Source organism: Nocardiopsis prasina DSM 43845, from assembly GCF_000341265.1.
GTDB classification, from domain to species: domain Bacteria; phylum Actinomycetota; class Actinomycetes; order Streptosporangiales; family Streptosporangiaceae; genus Nocardiopsis; species Nocardiopsis prasina.
This window is the reverse complement of sequence record NZ_ANAE01000159.1, coordinates 14,878-31,440: the sequence shown is the minus strand read 5'-3', so window position 1 is coordinate 31,440 and position 16,563 is coordinate 14,878. Positions and strand designations below refer to the sequence as shown.

Sequence of the window (16,563 nt, the reverse complement as noted above, 5' to 3'; positions counted from 1 at the left end):
GGCCTACGTGTACTCGTTCCAAGACCACTTTACCCCGGAGTGGCGGGCGGCCATTGTCCACAGCTGGACAGTGTCTCGGGACGTTTTCCTCTGAGCACGGGTGTGGAAGCGGGCAGGACTGTGTATGAGTGAGTCACTGCCCACCCCCAGCGGAGGTTCCCAAGATGCACCCCCACATCGACGAACTCGCCTTCCACAAGTCCAGCTACAGCGACCGCAACAACTGTGTGGAAGTCGCCCGCTTCCGCAAGTCCTCATACAGCGGGGCACGCACTGAGAACTGTGTCGAGGTCGCTGACCTCCCCACCGGCGCCGCTGTTCGGGACACTCAGCACAGGGAACTCGGCGCGCTGGCCTTCCCCTCCCTCGAATGGTCCGCGCTCCTCCGCGTCGCTCAGTAGCCCGAACGCGAACGACCCCGACCGTGGTGGCCGGGGTCCTCCTCACTCCCGAGCACTCAAAAACCCCTCCAGTTCCTCCCGGGTGGGCGAGGTGGCGGGGCCGGGCCGGGTCACTGCCAGGGCGGCCCCCGCGTTGGCCCGGCGGGCGGCCTCCAACGCGGAGACCCCCGAGGCCAACGCGGCGGTGAACACACCTACATGCGCGTCGCCCGCGCCGTTGGTGTCCACAGCGGTCACCGCGAACCCCGGGACCCGGACGGGCTCAGCATCCCTCGTGGCGACCAGACAGCCCTCGGCGGAGTCGCGCAGCACCACCACCCCGTCGGGTGCCACACGTTCCACCAGCATCGTGGCGGCCGCAGGCAGGTCAGCAGTCCCGGTGACGGTGACCGCCTCGGCAGCACTCAGGCTGAGCACGTCCGTCCGTGCCAGAACCGTCGCGAGAGTCCCGGTGGGAACATCACCCACCACCGGCGCCGGGTCCAACACCAGCCTCACCCCCTGCGGAAGCTCACCGATCCAGGTGACGAGTTCGTCCGCGCGCTGCCCGGGCAGCAGCGAGTACCCCACCGTGTAGACGAAGTCGCCCTCCGCCGGGCGCCGGGCGCGCAGGTCCGCCAGGGGCAGATCCGTCTCGGCACCCAGGTGCGTGACGAAGGTGCGTTCCGCCGAGGAGTCCACCAGTGCCACGCAGAAACCGGTGTCGCGGGGCCGGGGCGGGTGCGCGCACACCACCCCCGCGTCGCGCAGCGCGGCCCGGACCAGGTCACCGTGGGGACCCTTCCCGTGCGCGCCGCCGTAGACCACCTCCAGCCCGGCGCGCGTAGCGGCGGCGATCACGTTGAACCCGCCCCCGGGTACCGTGCGGGCACTGCTGGCGAAGGTGTCACCGCCCGGCTCGGGCAGGTGTTCGACGGTCATGACCACGTCGATGATCACCGGTCCCACATGGTGCAGGCGAACGGACATTCCTGGGTCTCCTCCATCGTTCTGTTGTCGAGACTTTGCCCTGATCATCCCCGGTATGTCAGTGCCCTGGAGGACACTCGGGAGGGAGCCACGACGGGAGGCAGCATGATCACCACCGACTATGTGGTCGGTTCGCCCTGCTGGGTCGAACTGACCACGGCCGACGTGGACCGGGCGGTCGACTTCTACGGCCGGGTGTTCGGTTGGACCGCGGAGTCGGCCGGCCCGGACACCGGCGGCTACATGTTGATCAGGCACGAGGGTGCCCTGATCGGCGGACTCGGCCCGAAGATGTCCGATGACCAGGCCGTCACCTGGTCCCTCTACTTCAACACCCCCGACCTCGACATGACCTTCCAGCGCGCCCGGGAACTGGGCGCCACGCCCTACGTGGAGCCCATGGACGTCATGGGCCTGGGCAGGATGGCCGTCGTGGGCGACCCGCAGGGCGGGTCGGTATCCCTCTGGGAGGCCGGAACCCTACCGGGCATGGAGCGGACCGACGAGCCGAACACCTTCATGTGGGCCGAGCTGTGGACGCCCTCCGCCGAGGGCGCCAGGGAGTTCTACAGCGGCCTGTTCGGGTGGGAGTTCGACGCCTTCGACCTCGGCGACGCGGGCGTGTACTCGATCACCCGCCCGGCGGGACTGGGCGACGACCGGAGCTTCGGCGGGATCATGGGCGTCGACGCCGACAACCTGACCGCCACCAGGGGCGCGGCCGACTGGCATCCCGTCTTCCACTCCATCGACTGCGACGCCACCGTCGCGGAGGTCACCGCTGCGGGCGGACACGTCTACATGGGCCCGGAATCCACCGCGGGCGTGGGACGGCTGGCTGCGGTCGCCGACCCGTTCGGCGCCGGGTTCGTGCTGCTCAGCCCGGACCCCGGGTAGGACCGGCGGGCCCCGCCAGAAGGAGCGGGGCCCGGCCGCTACTGGCGCGAGACGGCGGAGGCGCCGCCGCGCAGCACGAACTTCTGGATCTTGCCGGTGGCGGTCTTGGGCAGCTGCTCCACGAACTCCACCTGGGTGGGCGCCTTGAAGTGGGCGAGGTGCTCACGCGCGAAGGCGATGATCTCCTCCTCGGTGGCCGAGGCACCCTCGCACAGCACCACGGAGGCGCGCGGGGTCTCGCCCCAGCGCTCGTGCGGTACCCCCACGATCGCCACCTCCAGCACCGAGGGATGCCGGAGCAGCACGCCCTCCACCTCGACGGACGAGATGTTCTCGCCGCCGGAGATGATCACGTCCTTGATCCGGTCCTGGATCTCCACGTAGCCGTCCGGGTGGGTGACGGCGGCGTCTCCGGTGCGGAACCAGCCGTCGCCCATGGCCTGTTCGGTGGCCTCGGGGTCGTTGTAGTAGCCCTTCATCACCACGTTGCCGCGCACGGTGATCTGGCCGACGGTCGTCCCGTCCCAGGGCACCTCGTCGCCGTTCCCGTCGACCACGCGCAGCTCGCCGGAGGTGATCAGCTCGACCCCTTGGCGGGCCTTGACCGCAGCGCGTTCGCGCACGTCCAGGTCCCGGTGCTCGGGACGCGGTTCGCAGACCGTGATGAAGGGCGTGGTCTCCGTCAGGCCGTAGACGTGGGTGACGGTCCAGCCGAAGTCCTCCTCCAGCCGTTCGATGGTCTCGGCGGCGGGCGAGGCCCCGGCCGTGACCACGTGCACCCCCGGCGCGACGGTGCCGCGCACGGCCTCGGGGGTGTTGGAGAGCATGATCAGCACCGTGGGCGCCGCGCACAGCCAGGTCACCTCCTCGGTGCGGATGAGCTCGAACACCCGCGCCGGGTCCATGGCGGGCAGGCACACGTGGGTGCCCCCGGCGGCCGTGACCGTCCACGTGTAGGTCCAGCCGTTGGCGTGGAACATCGGCAGCGTCCACAGGTACTTCTCGCCGAGCCCGATCCGCAGGTGCAGCAGGGTGCCTACCGAGTTCATGTACGCGTTGCGGTGGGTGATCATCACACCCTTGGGGCGCGCGGTCGTGCCGGAGGTGTAGTTGATCGTGAGCAGGTCGGTCTCCGCGATCTCCGGGCGCGCGAAGTCGGGGGAGGCCGCCGCGACCAGGGACTCGTAGTCCTCCCACCCGTCGCGGGCGCCCTCCAGGGCGACGAAGCGCTCCACCCCGGGCATCCGATCCCGCACGCCCTCGACCGTTTCGAGCTGGTCGGAGTGCACGCACAGCACCTTGGCGCCGGAGTGGTTGACGATGTAGACGAAGTCCTCGGCGGTCAGGCGGAAGTTGACCGGGACCAGCACCGCGCCCAGCTGCGGGACCGCGTAGAACGACTCCAGTTGTGCGTGCGTGTTGGGTGCGATGTAGGCGACCCGGTCGCCCTTGGCCACGCCCATGTCCTGGAGCGCGGACGACCAGCGGTCGCAGCGGTCGAAGAACTGCTCGTAGGTGAGCCGGAGGTCCCGGTCGACCAGCGCCTCGCGGTGCGGGTGCAGTCTGCGGGTCCGGCGGGCGAACTCCAGGGGGGTCAGGGTGAGTTCCATCGTGCCCTCTCTGTGTGGTGCTGCCTGGTGTCGGCGACCGGCTGGGTACGGCCGGGGCGGGTCGGGAGGTCGAACAGCGCGGCGGCGTTGTCGTGCAGGACTCCGCGTAGCCAGTCCTCCTCCAGGTCCAGTTCGACCAGGCTCCGGATCTGGTCGAGGTAGCGGTACGGGATGTTCGGGAAGTCGGTACCCAGGAGCACGCGGTGACCGAACTCCCGGAGGCGGGGCAGCTCCTCCCGGGGGAAAGGCGACTGCCGCTCCGTGAACGGGGTGAACGTCATGGTGGTGTCCAGGTGGACGCGGTCGTACCCCTCGACCAGGTCCAGGAACGCCGAGTACTCGGGCGCGCCCGCGTGGGCGACCACGGCGGTGAGCGCCGGGTGCTGGCGCAGCACCTCCGCGAAGGGGCCGGGGCCGGTGAAGTTCCCGGGGGTCGGTCCGGAGCCGCAGTGGACGACCACGGGGGTACCGGAGTCCGCGAGGGCGCCCCAGACGTCGGAGAGCAGGGGGTCGCGCGGGTCGTAGGCGCCGACCTGGAGGTGGGCCTTGAAGACGCGGGCACCGGATCCGATCGCCTCGGCCACGTAGCCGGCCGCCTCGGGCTCGGCGAAGAAGGTGGCGCTGTGCAGGGAATCGGGGTGCCGGTCGGCGAAGTCGGCCGCCCAGCCGTTGAGCCAGGCGGCCATGGCCGGTCGGTGGGGGTAGGAGAGCGCGGTGAAGCCCAGGACGCCGAACCCGCGCAGGAGGGCGACCCGTTCGTCCTCGGCCACCCGGTAGCGGGGGTTGAGGGGCCAGACGCCCTCGCCGAGGGCGTCGAAGTAGGCCTGGACCTTGCGCAGGACGTTGTCCGGCATGAAGTGCGTGTGCACGTCCACGAGGCCGGGGAGTCCGAGCCCGCCCCAGATCCGGCGGATCGCGGTCTCCTCGTCACCCTCGGGGGCAAGTGAGATTCCAGTCACATGCGCCAGCCTACGACCGATCCGAACCGCGCTCGGGGCTGGGGCGGGCCCACTGGTCAGTGACGGTCCCGCGCGCTGGGTCAGAGGGTCAGGAGGAGGACCCCGGCCACGACCACGGCCGAGGCGACGATCCGGACCGCACCCACGCGTTCCTTGAAGAACACCAGGCCGATCAGCGCCGCGAAGACGATGCTGGTCTCCCGCAGGGCGGCGATCCCGGCGACGGCTCCCGACAGCTGTGCCCACAGGACCAGCCCGTAGGCGCCCGCGCTGACCGCGCCGCCGAACAGGCCGACCTTCCAGATCGGCCTCAGCTGCTCGGCCAGGTTCCTCCGCCGGGTGGCCAGGGCCACGAGGAAGAACACCGGTCCCTGGAGCATCATGATCCACGTGATGTACCCCAGCGGATCCTGGGTCAGGCGCACCCCGTAGGCGTCCACCACGGTGTAGGAGGCGATCGCCAACCCGGTCGCGAAGGCCGCCAGGAGCGCGGGCACGTGGTGCCGCCGGGGCAGGCCGCCCGCGAACACCAGGATCATGAGCCCGGCCGAGATGACCAGGACCCCGACCAGCTCCTGGAGAGGCAGGCTCTCGCCGAGCAGGAGGACCCCGATGAGGGCCACCACCCAGGGCGCGGTGCCGCGGGCCAGGGGGTAGACCTGCCCGAAGTCGCCGGTCCGGTAGGAGAGCATCAGCAGGGTCAGGTAGAGCAGGTGCGTGCCCAGGGACGCCAGGAGGAGCGGCCAGGCCTCGGGCGGCGGCATCCCGACCACGAACAGCAGCGGGAGGGTCACGAACATCCCGCCGAGTCCGATCAGCGCGAAGCCGAGCAGGCGGTCGGTGATCGCGTGCGCGATCGCGTTCCACGCCGCGTGGAGCAGTGCCGCCACCAGCACCGCGACGACGATAGGTGTGGTCATTGGATGTCTCGCAGAGGGGAAGGGGGACCCCGCAAGGCTAGCCCCCGCTCTCCGTGCGTCCCGTCAGCACCCCGGCCCGGCCGCTCCGGTCAGGCGAGAACGCCCTGTGCGGGCTGTGCCCGACCGGAGGGCCGCGGGCTCACGAGAGACGCTGCGTGCCCCCGCTCTCTGTGCGTCCGGAAGGTGGTCCCGGCCCGGCCGTTCCGGTCAGGCGAGAACGCCCTGTGCGGGTTGTGCCCGACCGGAGGGCCGCGGGCTCACGAGAGGCGCTGCGCTCGGGCGTTGGTGGGTGAGATGTGGCTGTTGCGCAGGTGCTCGTAGACGATCGAGGCGCGCACGTCGGCCACCTCCGGCCGCTCGGTCAGCTTGTCCACCACGAAGGCGTACAGGCTGTTGTTGTCCGGCAGGGCCACGTGCACCAGGAAGTCCTCGTTCCCCGAGGTGACGAAGACCGACAGGGTGTCCGGCAGGGCGCGGACCCAGTCGCGGAAGGCCTCGATGTTGTGGCGCGAGGGCTTCACGACGCTCACGGTGATGAGCGCCTGGACGGGGCGTCCGATGAGTTCGAGGTCCACGTCCAGGAGTGAGCCCCGAATCACACCCCTTTCTCGCAGTGCGCGGGTCCGATCCAGCGTCGTCGTGGGCGATGCGCCGACCGCCGCGGCCACGTCCCGGTTGGTTTTTCGTGCGTCTGACTGGAGTTCGGCCAGGATCGCCGTATCTAGTTCGTCAAGATCAGCCATGACCAGAGTTTACCCGTACTTAATACGGGTTGTTGTGTTCGACTCCGAAGCATGCGTAACATCTGAGCGAAAAGGTCGTATTTGGCTCGCCAGGAAGTGATCCTTCCTGGAGGCACTGTCGCCCGCCGGTCGGCCCAGCACTGGTGCAACGTCGCACCACCGCAACACAAAGGGACGTCCGTCACCGTGAGACCTTCCTCTGTCGTGGCCGTCGCCGACCGACCGTCGGCACGCCCGGAACCGCGGGGCCGCCTCCTGGCCCTGCTCGCCATCGTCTGTGCGGCGCTCAACCTGCGCCTCGTGGTCACCTCCCTGTCCCCCCTGCTGACCACCATCGGCGAGGAGTTCGGGTTCACCGCCACCGTCGTGGGTGTCTTCGGCACCCTGCCGCTGGTGGCGTTCGCCGTGTTCGGCCTGGTCACCCCGGCCGTCATGCGCCGCCTGGGCCCCGAGGCCACGGCCGCTCTCAGCATGCTCCTCGCCGGTGTGGGCCAGGTGATGCGCGCCTTCGCGCCCGACACCGGAACCCTGCTGGTACTCACCGGGATCGCGCTCACCGGAGCCGCCCTGGGCAACGTCGTGCTGCCGCCGCTGATCAAGCAGTACTTCCCGGACCGGCTCGCCGCCCTCAGCACTGTGCAGATGGTCGCCATCCACCTCGGTGCCCTCTTCCCGCCCCTGGTCGCGATCCCCCTGGCCGAGGTCGCCGGGTGGCGGGTGGCCCTGGGCGTCTGGTCCTTCCTGGCCCTGGCCGCCGCGATCCTGTGGACCGTCCAGTGGCGGCGGCCCGGCAGCGCGCCGCGCGCCGTCGTCCCCTCCGGAGGGCCGTCCCTGGCCCGCCCGATCTGGCGAGTGGGCATGGCCTGGCGCATGGCGCTGCTGTTCGGCATGGTCACCTGGAACGTCTTCACGCTGTTCACCTGGCTGCCCGCGCTGCTCGACGAGGCCGGGCACGGCCCCGCCCTGGCCGGGAGCCTGGTCTCCCTGATGGTCGGCACCAGCCTGATGTTCGGCCTGGTCGCGCCGATCGTCACCCTGCGGGCCGCCAACACCTTCCCGATCGTCGCCCTCGGGCTGGTCGGCTACGGCGTGGGCTACCTCGGTGTGGCCGCGGCCCCCGGGTACGCCGCGCTGTGGGTGCTCTTCCTCGGCATGGGCACCAGCCTGTTCGTGGTCGTCATGACCATGATCAACGCCCGCAGTTCCACACCGCAGGGCGCGGCGGCCCTGTCCGGGTTCGTGCAGGGGGCGGGCAGCGGTATCGCCCTGGGCGGCCCGTTGCTGTTCGGTCTGTTCAACGAGCTGACCGGCGGCTGGACCCTCTCCTACACGGTGATCGCTGGCGGTTCGCTGGTCGTGGGCCTGGTGGTCGCCTACGTGGAACGCACCCCGTGGACGATCGAGGCGGCCGCCCAGCGGCGTCGCCCGGACCGCTCACCCGACCTCCCGGGCGTCCGTTCCTGAAGGGGCGGCCAGTAGTGGCCAATTCGTCGGATATGCGAAACATGTGTCCACTCAAGCTCGCAATGCCCACAACAGGCGCATAATGTCTGTCTGAGCAACTCACCCCCCGAAAGACCCTCCTTCGTGATCCCCGCCGTTCCCTCCTGACGCCCGAGACCCGCACGCACACCGTGACTGGGGCGCCCCGGGCAACGCTCGGAGCCGGGCCGCGGGGCACCCCCGGGATTCACCGGGTATCACGACGGGGTCGGACACCATGACGATCGAACAGCGGCACCCCTCCCCGCCCCCGGACACGGCGTCCCCACCGGGCCCCGGGACCGTGGCGCCGGGGGACGGATCGGCCCCGCTCCTGCGCAACCAGGACTTCCAGGCACTGTGGTCGAGCCGGTTCCTCGCCGGGCTGGGCAAGGAGAGCGGCGAGGTCGCCTACCCCCTGCTCATGCTGACGCTGGCCGGATCGGCCGCCGAGGCCGGGTTCGTCGGCGCGGCCCAGGTGGCCACCACCATGGTCGCGGCCGTGCTCGGCGGCTCCCTCGCGGACCGCGTCAACCGCCGCGCCGTGCTGCTCGTGTGCGACCTCGGCCGCCTGCTGCTCCTCGTGGCCTTCGCCGGAACCCTGATCGGCGGGCACGCCACCGTGCCGGTGGTGGTCGCCGTGGCCGTGATGTCCTCGGCGCTCATGGGTGTCTCCAACCCGGTCGCCATGGCCGCGATCAAACAGCTCGTGCCGCCCGCGCAGATGGCCGACGCCGCCGCGCAGAACCAGATCCGCTTCTTCACCACGACAACTCTGGGCCCGCCCGTCGCCGGGTTCCTCTTCAGTCTGGGACGGGCCTACCCCTTCCTGGCGGAGGCCGTCCTCTACCTGGTGTCGGGGGCGCTGATCCTGCGCATCCGGCGCCCCATGCAGGCGCGGCTCGACGGCGCGGAACGGATGAGCCTGCGCGGAGCGGTTCGGGGCTTCGCGCTGCTGGCCCGGGACCCGATCCTGCGGCCGATGCTCGCGTGGATCGTCTGCTTCAACCTGGCCTTCACCCAGACCGGTGCGTTCCTGGCGCTGATCGCCACGGCTGACGACCGCGGCGCCTCCCACTTCGTGGTCGGCCTGACCGTCTCCCTCGCGGGCACGGGCGGGCTGGTCGGCGCGTTGGCCGCAGGGGTGGTCGTGCGCCAGGTGAGGCCCAGCGCGATCTTCCTCTTCACCGCCTGGTCGGCTCCCGTCTGCGCGCTCGCTCTGCTGGTCGCTCCGGGCGTGCTGTCGCTCGGGTTGATCGTGGGGTTCGTGTTTGCCGCCGTGCCCAGTGTGAACGCGGTGTTCTACAGCTACGTCGCTACCTCGGTCCCCGACCGCTACCAGGGGCGGGCACTGGGCGCGGTGACGTTCATGGCGCTGCTGTCCCAGCCGGTCGGGATCGTCGCGGTCGGACTGCTCTTCGACCTCGCGGGGCCGACCCTCGTGTTCCTGATGATGGCGGTGGTGTCGGCCCTGGCCGCCCTCCTCACGCTCGGGCCCACCATGCGCGACCTGCCCCGGCCGGAGGAGATCGCGCGGAGGTGAGCCCTGCCCTGCCGCTGTGCGTGGAGATGGTTTTGCCCGGAACTGCTTGCGGAGGTGACCCCTGCCCTGCCGCTGCTCGTGGGGTGGGTCCCGCCTCGGCACCGTTCACGGAGGTGAGTTCTGACCGGCACCGCTCGCGGAGGTGAGTCCCGCTCGGTACCGCTCGCGGAGGTGAGCCCTGCCCTTGGCGCTGCTCGTGGGGTGGGTTCTGCCCGGCACCGCTCGCGGAGGTGACCCCTGCCCTGGCACTGCTCGTGGGGTGGGTCCCGCCCCGCCACCCCTCACGGTCGTGGGAGGTGGCTGGGTGGGGGAGGCCGCGGAGCACGGGGACCAGATGCCGCGACGTGCCATGGCCCCTCGACGCGCTCCGGACACGACGCGGCCCCCGCCTAGGGGACGGGGGCCGCGTCCGGACTTCGGACGCCGCACGCTGGCGGCGCCGATACCGGTCAGCCGGTGACCGGCATCGCCATCACCGGGTCGGACGTGGGCTGCTCGGAACCGCCCTCCGGCTCGACGGTCACCGCCACGCCCTCGGTCCCCTCATCCGGCTCCGCGAGGACCGGCAGCACGAACCCGGCGTCGTCCACGGAGAGCACGCCCGCCGAGTACACGCTGCCGTCGTCGCGGGTCAGCCAGAGCTGGTAGTCCTCGTCGTGCAGGTCGTCCAGACCGTGCGCGCTGAACACCAGGTTGCCCAGGTCCTCGGAGTGCACCACGGTGACGCTCACGCCCTCCATGGGCTCGGCGCTGGTGGAGACCGCGTCCGGCGCGGAGATCACCGCCGCGATCCGCTGTTCGTTGGTGCGGAGCTCGTCCACCTGGCGGCCCTGGTCGAGCACCACGGCCCCCAGCGCGATGATCGCGGCCACGCACGCCGCCAGCGCCAGACCCAGCATCCACGGCCAGGCGCGACGCACGCGCGGCTCGGGCAGACGCTCGGGAGCCGGGGCGAGCTGCCGTGTCCGGGCGACCTCCTCCAGCACGCGTGCCCTGAGTTCGGCGGGCGGGGCCTGCGCGGTCGCGGCGGCCAGCCTCGCCGAGGTCTCCTTGAAGCCCCGCACCTCCTGGACACAGGAGTCGCAGTCGGCCAGGTGGTCCTCGAACCGGACGCTCTCGTTCGGGGAGAGGGCGTTGAGCGCGTAGGCGCCCGTCAGTGTGTGCGTGTCCTGCCCCATCGTCCCTCTCACCAGTCCACCCCCAGACAGTCCCTGAGCCTTATCAGCCCGTCACGCATGCGCGTCTTGATGGTCCCCAGGGGAGACGACAGCAGGTTGGCCACCTCACGGTAGGAGTATCCGCCGTAGAAGGCCAGCCGTACCGACTGTTCCTGGAGCTCGGTCAGCGTGTCCAGACATCGGCGCACGCGTTCTCGTTCGAGCCGGTTGGTGGCCTCCTCGGCCACCTCGTCGTAGGGCCTCTGGGTGTCGGCCGCCGCGGCCCGGGCCTCCCGGTCGGTGCTGGCCTGCTCGGACCGCACCCGGTCCACGGCCCTGCGGTGGGCGAGGGTCATCACCCAGGCCTGGGGGCTGCCCCGGCGGGCGTCGTAGCGGCAGGCGCTGCGCCACACCTCCACGAGCACCTCCTGCGTGACCTCCTCCGACTGGGCGGGGTCGCGCAGGATGCGGCGCACCAGCCCGTACACGGTGGGGCTGATCAGGTCGTAGACCCGGCCGAAGGCGTGTTCGTCGCCGCGCGCCACGAGGCGCAGCAGCTCCTCCAACCCGGGCGGATCGGCGTCGTGGACCGCGTCGTGCGGTGCGGCGGCTGCCCTGTCCATCCGGACCCTTCTCGTCTCGGTGATGTGGTGCTGGTTCGTTGCGCGACCGGGCCTGGGGTGGGGCCGCGGTCAGGTTCCCGGTGGGGGACCCGGACGGCCCGGCCTCAACGCGCGGACCGCCCGGGTGTCCCTCCCGGCGTAGCCTCTCACTAGGAGGGCATCAGCACCGTGTCAACGATGTAGACGGTCGCGTTGGAGGTCTGCACGTTGCCGCAGACCACGCTCGAGTCGCCGTTGACGGTGTAGTCCTCGCCGGAGCCCTCGGTGGTGACGTCGTCGCCCTGGAGCGAGGTGAAGGTGCCGTTCTCAAGGGCCTCGGGGGCCTGCTCGCCCTCGACCACGTGGTAGGTCAGCACCTCGGTGAGCTGCTCCTGGTCCTCCAGCAGGGCGTTGAGGTCCTCCTCGGGGATCTTGTCGAAGGCCTCGTTGGTGGGCGCGAACACGGTGATGTCCTCGGCCGAGTTGAGCGTGTCGACGAGGTCGGCCTCGCCCACGGCCGTGACCAGGGTGGACAGCAGCGGGTTGTTGGACGCCGCCGTGGCGACGGGGTCCTGGGCCATGCCCTCGAAGCTGCCGTCACCGTCCTCGGGCACCTCGGCGCAGCCGGGGCCGAAGTTCTCGCCCGCGGTCTCGGTGCCCTCGTCCGTGTTCTCGTCGGTACCGGTGTCCTCGGTCTCCTCGGCGCCGCCGGCGTCCGTGTTCTCGCTGCCGGAGTCGTCCATGCCGCCACAGGCGGACAGGCCGAAGGCGAGCGCGGCGGCCGCGGCGGTGGCGGCGAGCTTGTTCCTGCGGGCGGTGGCGGTCATGCGGTTCATCGTGAGTCTCCTTTGTTGCTGACTGCGTTCTCGGTCTGTGTGGTGGGCCGTGCGCGGAGGGTCCGGCGTGCGGCGGTGCGCGCTCGGAGCCGTCTCCTCAGGTGGCCGTGAAACGGATGCGGTGCCAGCCCGTGGCGCCGTCGGGGATCGGGTCCACCCGCTCGGACGGCTGGGTGAATCCGGTGGCGTCGGTGGCCCTGACCTCCACCGCGTGGTTGCCGGGGCCGACGGTGGTCTCGGCGACCCACTGGACCCAGGTGTCGATCCCGGGGACCTCGGCGAGTTCGGCCTCCCACCAGTCGCCGTCGTCCACCCGCACCTCCACCCCCGCGACCCCCCTGTGCTGGGCCCAGGCGACCCCGGCCAGGACCACCTCGCCGGACTCGACCCGCCCCAGAGGGGAGGGCACGTCGATCCGGGACATGGTCTTGATCGGTGCCCTCACGCCCCAGCCGCGCTGGGCCCAGTAGGCCTGCTCGTCGGCGAAGCGGGTGAGCTTGATGTCGGTGACCCACTTCGTGGCGCTGACGAACCCGTACAGGCCCGGCACCACCATGCGGGCGGGGTAGCCGTGCTCGTGGGGGAGCGGTTCCCCGCCCATGCCCACGGCCAGCAGGGCGTCGCGGCCGTCCATGACCACCTCGGTGGGGGTTCCGCAGGTCCAGCCGTCGCTGGAGGTGCTGAGGATCTGGTCCGCGCCCGACCGCACCCCGGCCTCCCGCAGCAGGTCCGCCAGGGGGAAGCCGAGCCAGCGGGTGTTGCCGATCAGGTCCCCGCCGACCTGGTTGGACACGCACGCCAGGGTGATCTCCGCTTCGACCAGGTCGCGGGAGAGCAGTTCGTCCATGTCGATCTCGAAGGGGCGGTCCACCATGCCGTGCACGCGCAGCGTCCACCGGGCGGGGTCCGGCCTCGGGACCGTCAGGGCGGTGTCGATCCGGTAGAAGTCCGTGTTGGGGGTGGTGAAGGGTGCCAGCCCCGGGACGCCGAGGTCGACGCCGGACGGTAGGGCGGGCAGCGGGGACGCGGGGGCGGGCAGGGACAGCTGGGTTCCGGTGCCCGCGCCGCCCAGGAGGGACGGCAGCGTGCGTCCGAGGGCGCCAGCGGTCCCGGAGGCGGCCAGGACTCCGGCGGCGGTGAGGACGAAGCCCCTCCGGCCGGGTCCCGCGTCCGGGCCCGCCTGGGGGACGCCGGGGGCGTCACCCCTCGCACGCGGCCCCTGGTTCGGTTCGGTGTCCTTCTCGGAACCGGCCTCGGCGGCGCGGTCCGTGTCGGTCTCGTCCTTCGGGTCGGCGTCCGGTCCCGCCCCCTGGGCGCGGGACGGAGCCGGGCCCAGGCTCCTCAGCAGCAGAGCGAGGGCGACGGTGCCCGCGACCCCGCCGACGACCACGGCCGTGGCCGCCCCCAGGTCGTCGGCGCGGCGCAGGGCCACGGCGGCTAGCCCCACCGCCGTGAACAGCCCCAGTCCCACGTATCCGGCCACAGGGCGGCGCGAAGCCACGACACCCAGTGCCGCCCCGGACAGGATCAGCACGATCAGCACTCCGATGACCAGCACGGCCTTGTCAGCCGTGCCGAAGAGCGCGATCGCCCATGACATGAGGAACTGGGGACTGTTGTCGACGAGCGCGTCGCCGACCGTCACCACCGGGGACGTCACGCGGAGGAGCCCGGCGGCGAGTTCGCCGAAGCCGAGCGCCGCCCCGACGACGAGCAGGCCGAGGCCCGCTCCGACGCCCCAACGTCGTCCGTCGCGTGGCGGGTGCTGTTCCCCGCGTGTCCCGGTAGTCACGTGGGGCATTCGGGGCCGGGAGGGAACCGGATTGGTCGACGGGGAGGTTTTCCGAGAATTCTCCCCGGGACCCCGGCGCACCCCTCCGCTCGACGCCGGGGGAGCTGCCATCCGGGGCGAGCCGTTCCGCGCCGTCCGGGCTCTCCGGCCCCGGATCAGGACGGTATGAGGAGCATGTCCACCACGTGCACGGTGGCGTTGGCGGTCCGCACGTCCGCGCAGTCCACGGTGGCGTAGCCGTCCACGGTGTACTCCGCCCTGGAGCCGGAGACACGCACCTGGCCCCCGTTGAGGGAGTCGAACACGCCCCCGTCCAGTTCCGAGCTGTCCACCTCGCCCGCGACCACGTGGTAGCCGAGCAGGTACGCCAGCCTGCCGGAGTCTTTCCGGAGGTCGTCCATCTCCCCGTCCGGGTACATGTCGAAGGCGTCGTTGGCGGGGGCGAACACGGTCACGCCCTCGGCGTTGTCCAGTTCCTCGCTGAGCCCGGCCCGTTCCAGGGCGTCTGCCAGGTTGCCCAGCACCGGACTGTCGGCGATCGCCGTGGCGAACGGCTGGCCTGCCATCGCGTCGAGACTGCCCCCACCCTCCGAGGGGAAGTCCGAGCACCCGGGGCCGAAGGGGCCGTCCGTGCTCCCGTCCCCGGCCGCACCCTCTCGTCGGCTCTCCTGCCCCGACTCCTGGGCGCCCTCGCCATCGGTGTCCCCGTCCCCGGAACCACAGGCTCCGAGAGCGAGGGCGAGAGCCACGGCCGTCGTGACCGCGGCCAGCGTGGATCCGCGCATGCGTCTCTCCTTCGGGTGATGTCCCTCCGTCACCAAGGCACGACGCTACGTGTCGGCGGGCTGTAGTGCGGCGCCCGACTCACTGCACCCGAGCACGAACGCGGTGCCGGTGGAGCGGCCGCCCCCGCGCCATAACCGAAGAAACCCCCATAGGGGTCACCCCTGGCCAGGGAGGTTGACCGTGCTCCTACGGGGACGCAGTGGTCGGTTCGACCCCGCGAGTGCAGGAGGATATTGCCCGTACGTCTCCTCAACGATCGGAGTTCCCCCACATGGCGCGGAAGACGCCCCTCACCGTGGTCGCGCTCATGGTCTCGGGCAGCCTCCTGCTCAGCGGCTGTACCCCCGTGTCCGACTGGTGGTCAGAGACCTTCGGCGACGCGTCGGGCCCGCCGGAGGTGAGGGAGGAGTTCCCCTACGTCCGAGAGGGCCGGATCTTCCAGGACACCGGACAGGACGCCGAGATGCGCTTCTCGATCACCGGCCTGGAGCGCACCGACGACTACACGGTCATGCACTACGAGGTCACCTACCTGGACGACTTCGCCGGGCCCAACCGGAACCTGAGCATGGCGCACACGCTGGTCGACCCCCTGACCGGCCGCGTGTACCGGCAGTTCCTCGACGAGGGGGGACTCAAGTACGGCTCCGAGAGCCCGAACGAGGACGGCCTGTACCCCGTGCACGACGGGGTCACCAACGAGTACACCCGGTACTTCCCCCGCATCCCCGACGAGGTCTCCCAGGTGACCTTCGTCGGCAGCGGCCTCGGTGCGATGACCGGCATCACCATCCAGGACGTGGACGAGGAGAGGGCGGACCCCGAGAACCCCAACGGGCCGGACCACCTCAGCCTCGACGACCCGCCCGGACGCGGTGAGAACCTGACCTTCGCCAACCGGCGTCCCGACGAGGACGCGGTGGCCGACGAGGGTTGGGTGCAGAGCTTCGTGGACTCCGAGATCGCCTCCACCACCCGTGACGGCGACCGGGAGATCATCTCCCTCCACTCGGACGTGATGTTCGAGTTCGACCGCTCGGACCTGACCGAGACCGCCGCCGACGTCGTGCGGCGGGCCGCGACCACGCTGGCCAACAACGTGGACCCCGACGACCCCACCATCACGGTCATCGGCCACACCGACGGCATCGGTGACGACTCCTACAACGACAACCTGTCCGTGGAGCGCGCCGAGACCGTGCGCGACCTCCTCGCGGAGGAGCTCGGCACCGACTACAAGCTGGAGGTCGAGGGCCGGGGCAAGCGCGAGCCCATCGCCCGCGAGGGCGGTCCCGACGACGAGGAGGCCCGCGCCCGCAACCGCCGTGTCGAGTTCTCCTACGTCTTCAACCCCACCGTGGAGGCCACCGAGGACGAGGAGTACGACGACGACGGCCTGGGTGTGGCCCAGCGCAACGTCACCTGGCCCGCGCCGTACAGCGACGACCCGGGCTCCGTCGTCGCCGAGGGGGAGGAGGGCGGTATCCGCCTGGAGATCCACCCGCTCCGCCGTGACGGCGCGTACGTCATCGGTACCGTGGCGATGACCAACACCACTGACCAGCCGCTCACCCCCGAGCTCGGGGGTTCCGAGACGGTCGCGGGTGGCCCCGAGCAGTTCAACAAGGGCACCCTCGGCGGCTTCCAGCTCTTCGAGCCGGACAACGGCCTGGTCCGCTACGTGGCCCAGATGGACTTCGGCGACGGCCGCTACAGCAGCTTCGCCGAGGAGGTCCACATGATCCAGCCCGGCAACACCCACGAGCTGGTCGCGGTCTTCCCCGCTCCTCCCGTGGACGTGAAGGAACTGACCCTGCGGGCCGGCCCGTTCGGTGAGTTCGAGGAGATCCCGGTCGACTACTGACC

The 16,563-nt window shown here is 71.1% G+C and carries 15 protein-coding genes; 5 read left to right on the top strand and 10 right to left on the bottom strand.

The window, feature by feature from the left end:
* Positions 1–164: 164 nt before the first annotated feature.
* Positions 165–401 carry a DUF397 domain-containing protein gene (locus D452_RS0118450; RefSeq protein WP_017545625.1) on the top strand — a complete coding sequence of 79 codons (237 nt, stop codon included), beginning with the start codon at positions 165–167 and terminating at the stop codon, positions 399–401.
* 42 nt (positions 402–443) lie between these two features.
* On the opposite strand, the gene D452_RS0118445 is transcribed toward D452_RS0118450, so the two are convergent.
* Positions 444–1,370: a PfkB family carbohydrate kinase gene (locus D452_RS0118445; RefSeq protein ID WP_017545624.1), complete on the bottom strand. Its 927-nt coding sequence runs from the start codon at positions 1,368–1,370 to the stop codon at positions 444–446.
* Between the two features lie 105 nt (positions 1,371–1,475).
* Between D452_RS0118445 and D452_RS0118440 the strand changes: the two genes are divergently transcribed.
* Positions 1,476–2,267, top strand: a complete 792-nt coding sequence (locus tag D452_RS0118440) for a VOC family protein (RefSeq protein ID WP_017545623.1) — start codon at positions 1,476–1,478, stop codon at positions 2,265–2,267.
* Between the two features lie 38 nt (positions 2,268–2,305).
* Here the strand turns inward: D452_RS0118440 and D452_RS0118435 are convergent, their stop codons facing one another.
* The 4 genes from D452_RS0118435 to D452_RS28590 form a co-directional block, all read right to left on the bottom strand.
* Positions 2,306–3,877, bottom strand: a complete 1,572-nt coding sequence (locus D452_RS0118435; RefSeq protein ID WP_017545622.1) for a long-chain-fatty-acid--CoA ligase — start codon at positions 3,875–3,877, stop codon at positions 2,306–2,308.
* Positions 3,862–4,836, bottom strand: a complete 975-nt coding sequence (locus D452_RS0118430; RefSeq protein ID WP_017545621.1) for an amidohydrolase family protein — start codon at positions 4,834–4,836, stop codon at positions 3,862–3,864. Before D452_RS0118430 ends, D452_RS0118435 begins: the two co-directional genes overlap by 16 nt.
* Positions 4,837–4,916: 80 nt before the next feature.
* On the bottom strand, positions 4,917–5,756 hold the full coding sequence (locus D452_RS0118425; RefSeq protein WP_017545620.1) for an EamA family transporter: 840 nt from the start codon (positions 5,754–5,756) through the stop codon (positions 4,917–4,919).
* Between the two features lie 257 nt (positions 5,757–6,013).
* Positions 6,014–6,499: an Lrp/AsnC family transcriptional regulator gene (locus D452_RS28590; protein ID WP_026129451.1), complete on the bottom strand. Its 486-nt coding sequence runs from the start codon at positions 6,497–6,499 to the stop codon at positions 6,014–6,016.
* A 186-nt stretch (positions 6,500–6,685) separates the two neighbouring features.
* On the opposite strand from D452_RS28590, the gene D452_RS0118415 reads away from it, so the two are divergent.
* Positions 6,686–7,963: an MFS transporter gene (locus tag D452_RS0118415; protein ID WP_026129450.1), complete on the top strand. Its 1,278-nt coding sequence runs from the start codon at positions 6,686–6,688 to the stop codon at positions 7,961–7,963.
* Positions 7,964–8,219: 256 nt separating this feature from the next.
* Positions 8,220–9,524, top strand: a complete 1,305-nt coding sequence (locus tag D452_RS0118410; RefSeq protein WP_017545617.1) for an MFS transporter — start codon at positions 8,220–8,222, stop codon at positions 9,522–9,524.
* A gap of 449 nt (positions 9,525–9,973) precedes the next feature.
* On the opposite strand, the gene D452_RS0118405 is transcribed toward D452_RS0118410, so the two are convergent.
* The 5 genes from D452_RS0118405 to D452_RS0118385 form a co-directional block, all read right to left on the bottom strand.
* Positions 9,974–10,702, bottom strand: a complete 729-nt coding sequence (locus tag D452_RS0118405; RefSeq protein ID WP_017545616.1) for an anti-sigma factor — start codon at positions 10,700–10,702, stop codon at positions 9,974–9,976.
* 8 nt (positions 10,703–10,710) lie between these two features.
* Positions 10,711–11,304 (bottom strand): sigma-70 family RNA polymerase sigma factor, encoded by a 594-nt coding sequence (locus D452_RS0118400; protein WP_017545615.1) that lies wholly within the window; start codon positions 11,302–11,304, stop codon positions 10,711–10,713.
* Positions 11,305–11,453: 149 nt separating this feature from the next.
* The gene (locus D452_RS0118395) at positions 11,454–12,119 is read right to left on the bottom strand and encodes a fasciclin domain-containing protein (protein ID WP_017545614.1); all 666 of its coding nucleotides are present in this window, start codon (positions 12,117–12,119) and stop codon (positions 11,454–11,456) included.
* Positions 12,120–12,216: 97 nt separating this feature from the next.
* The gene (locus D452_RS0118390; RefSeq protein ID WP_026129449.1) at positions 12,217–13,920 is read right to left on the bottom strand and encodes a molybdopterin-dependent oxidoreductase; all 1,704 of its coding nucleotides are present in this window, start codon (positions 13,918–13,920) and stop codon (positions 12,217–12,219) included.
* Positions 13,921–14,066: 146 nt separating this feature from the next.
* Positions 14,067–14,696 (bottom strand): fasciclin domain-containing protein, encoded by a 630-nt coding sequence (locus D452_RS0118385; RefSeq protein WP_017545612.1) that lies wholly within the window; start codon positions 14,694–14,696, stop codon positions 14,067–14,069.
* Positions 14,697–14,968: 272 nt separating this feature from the next.
* Between D452_RS0118385 and D452_RS0118380 the strand changes: the two genes are divergently transcribed.
* Positions 14,969–16,561 (top strand): OmpA family protein, encoded by a 1,593-nt coding sequence (locus D452_RS0118380; protein ID WP_017545611.1) that lies wholly within the window; start codon positions 14,969–14,971, stop codon positions 16,559–16,561.
* Positions 16,562–16,563 lie beyond the last annotated feature (2 nt).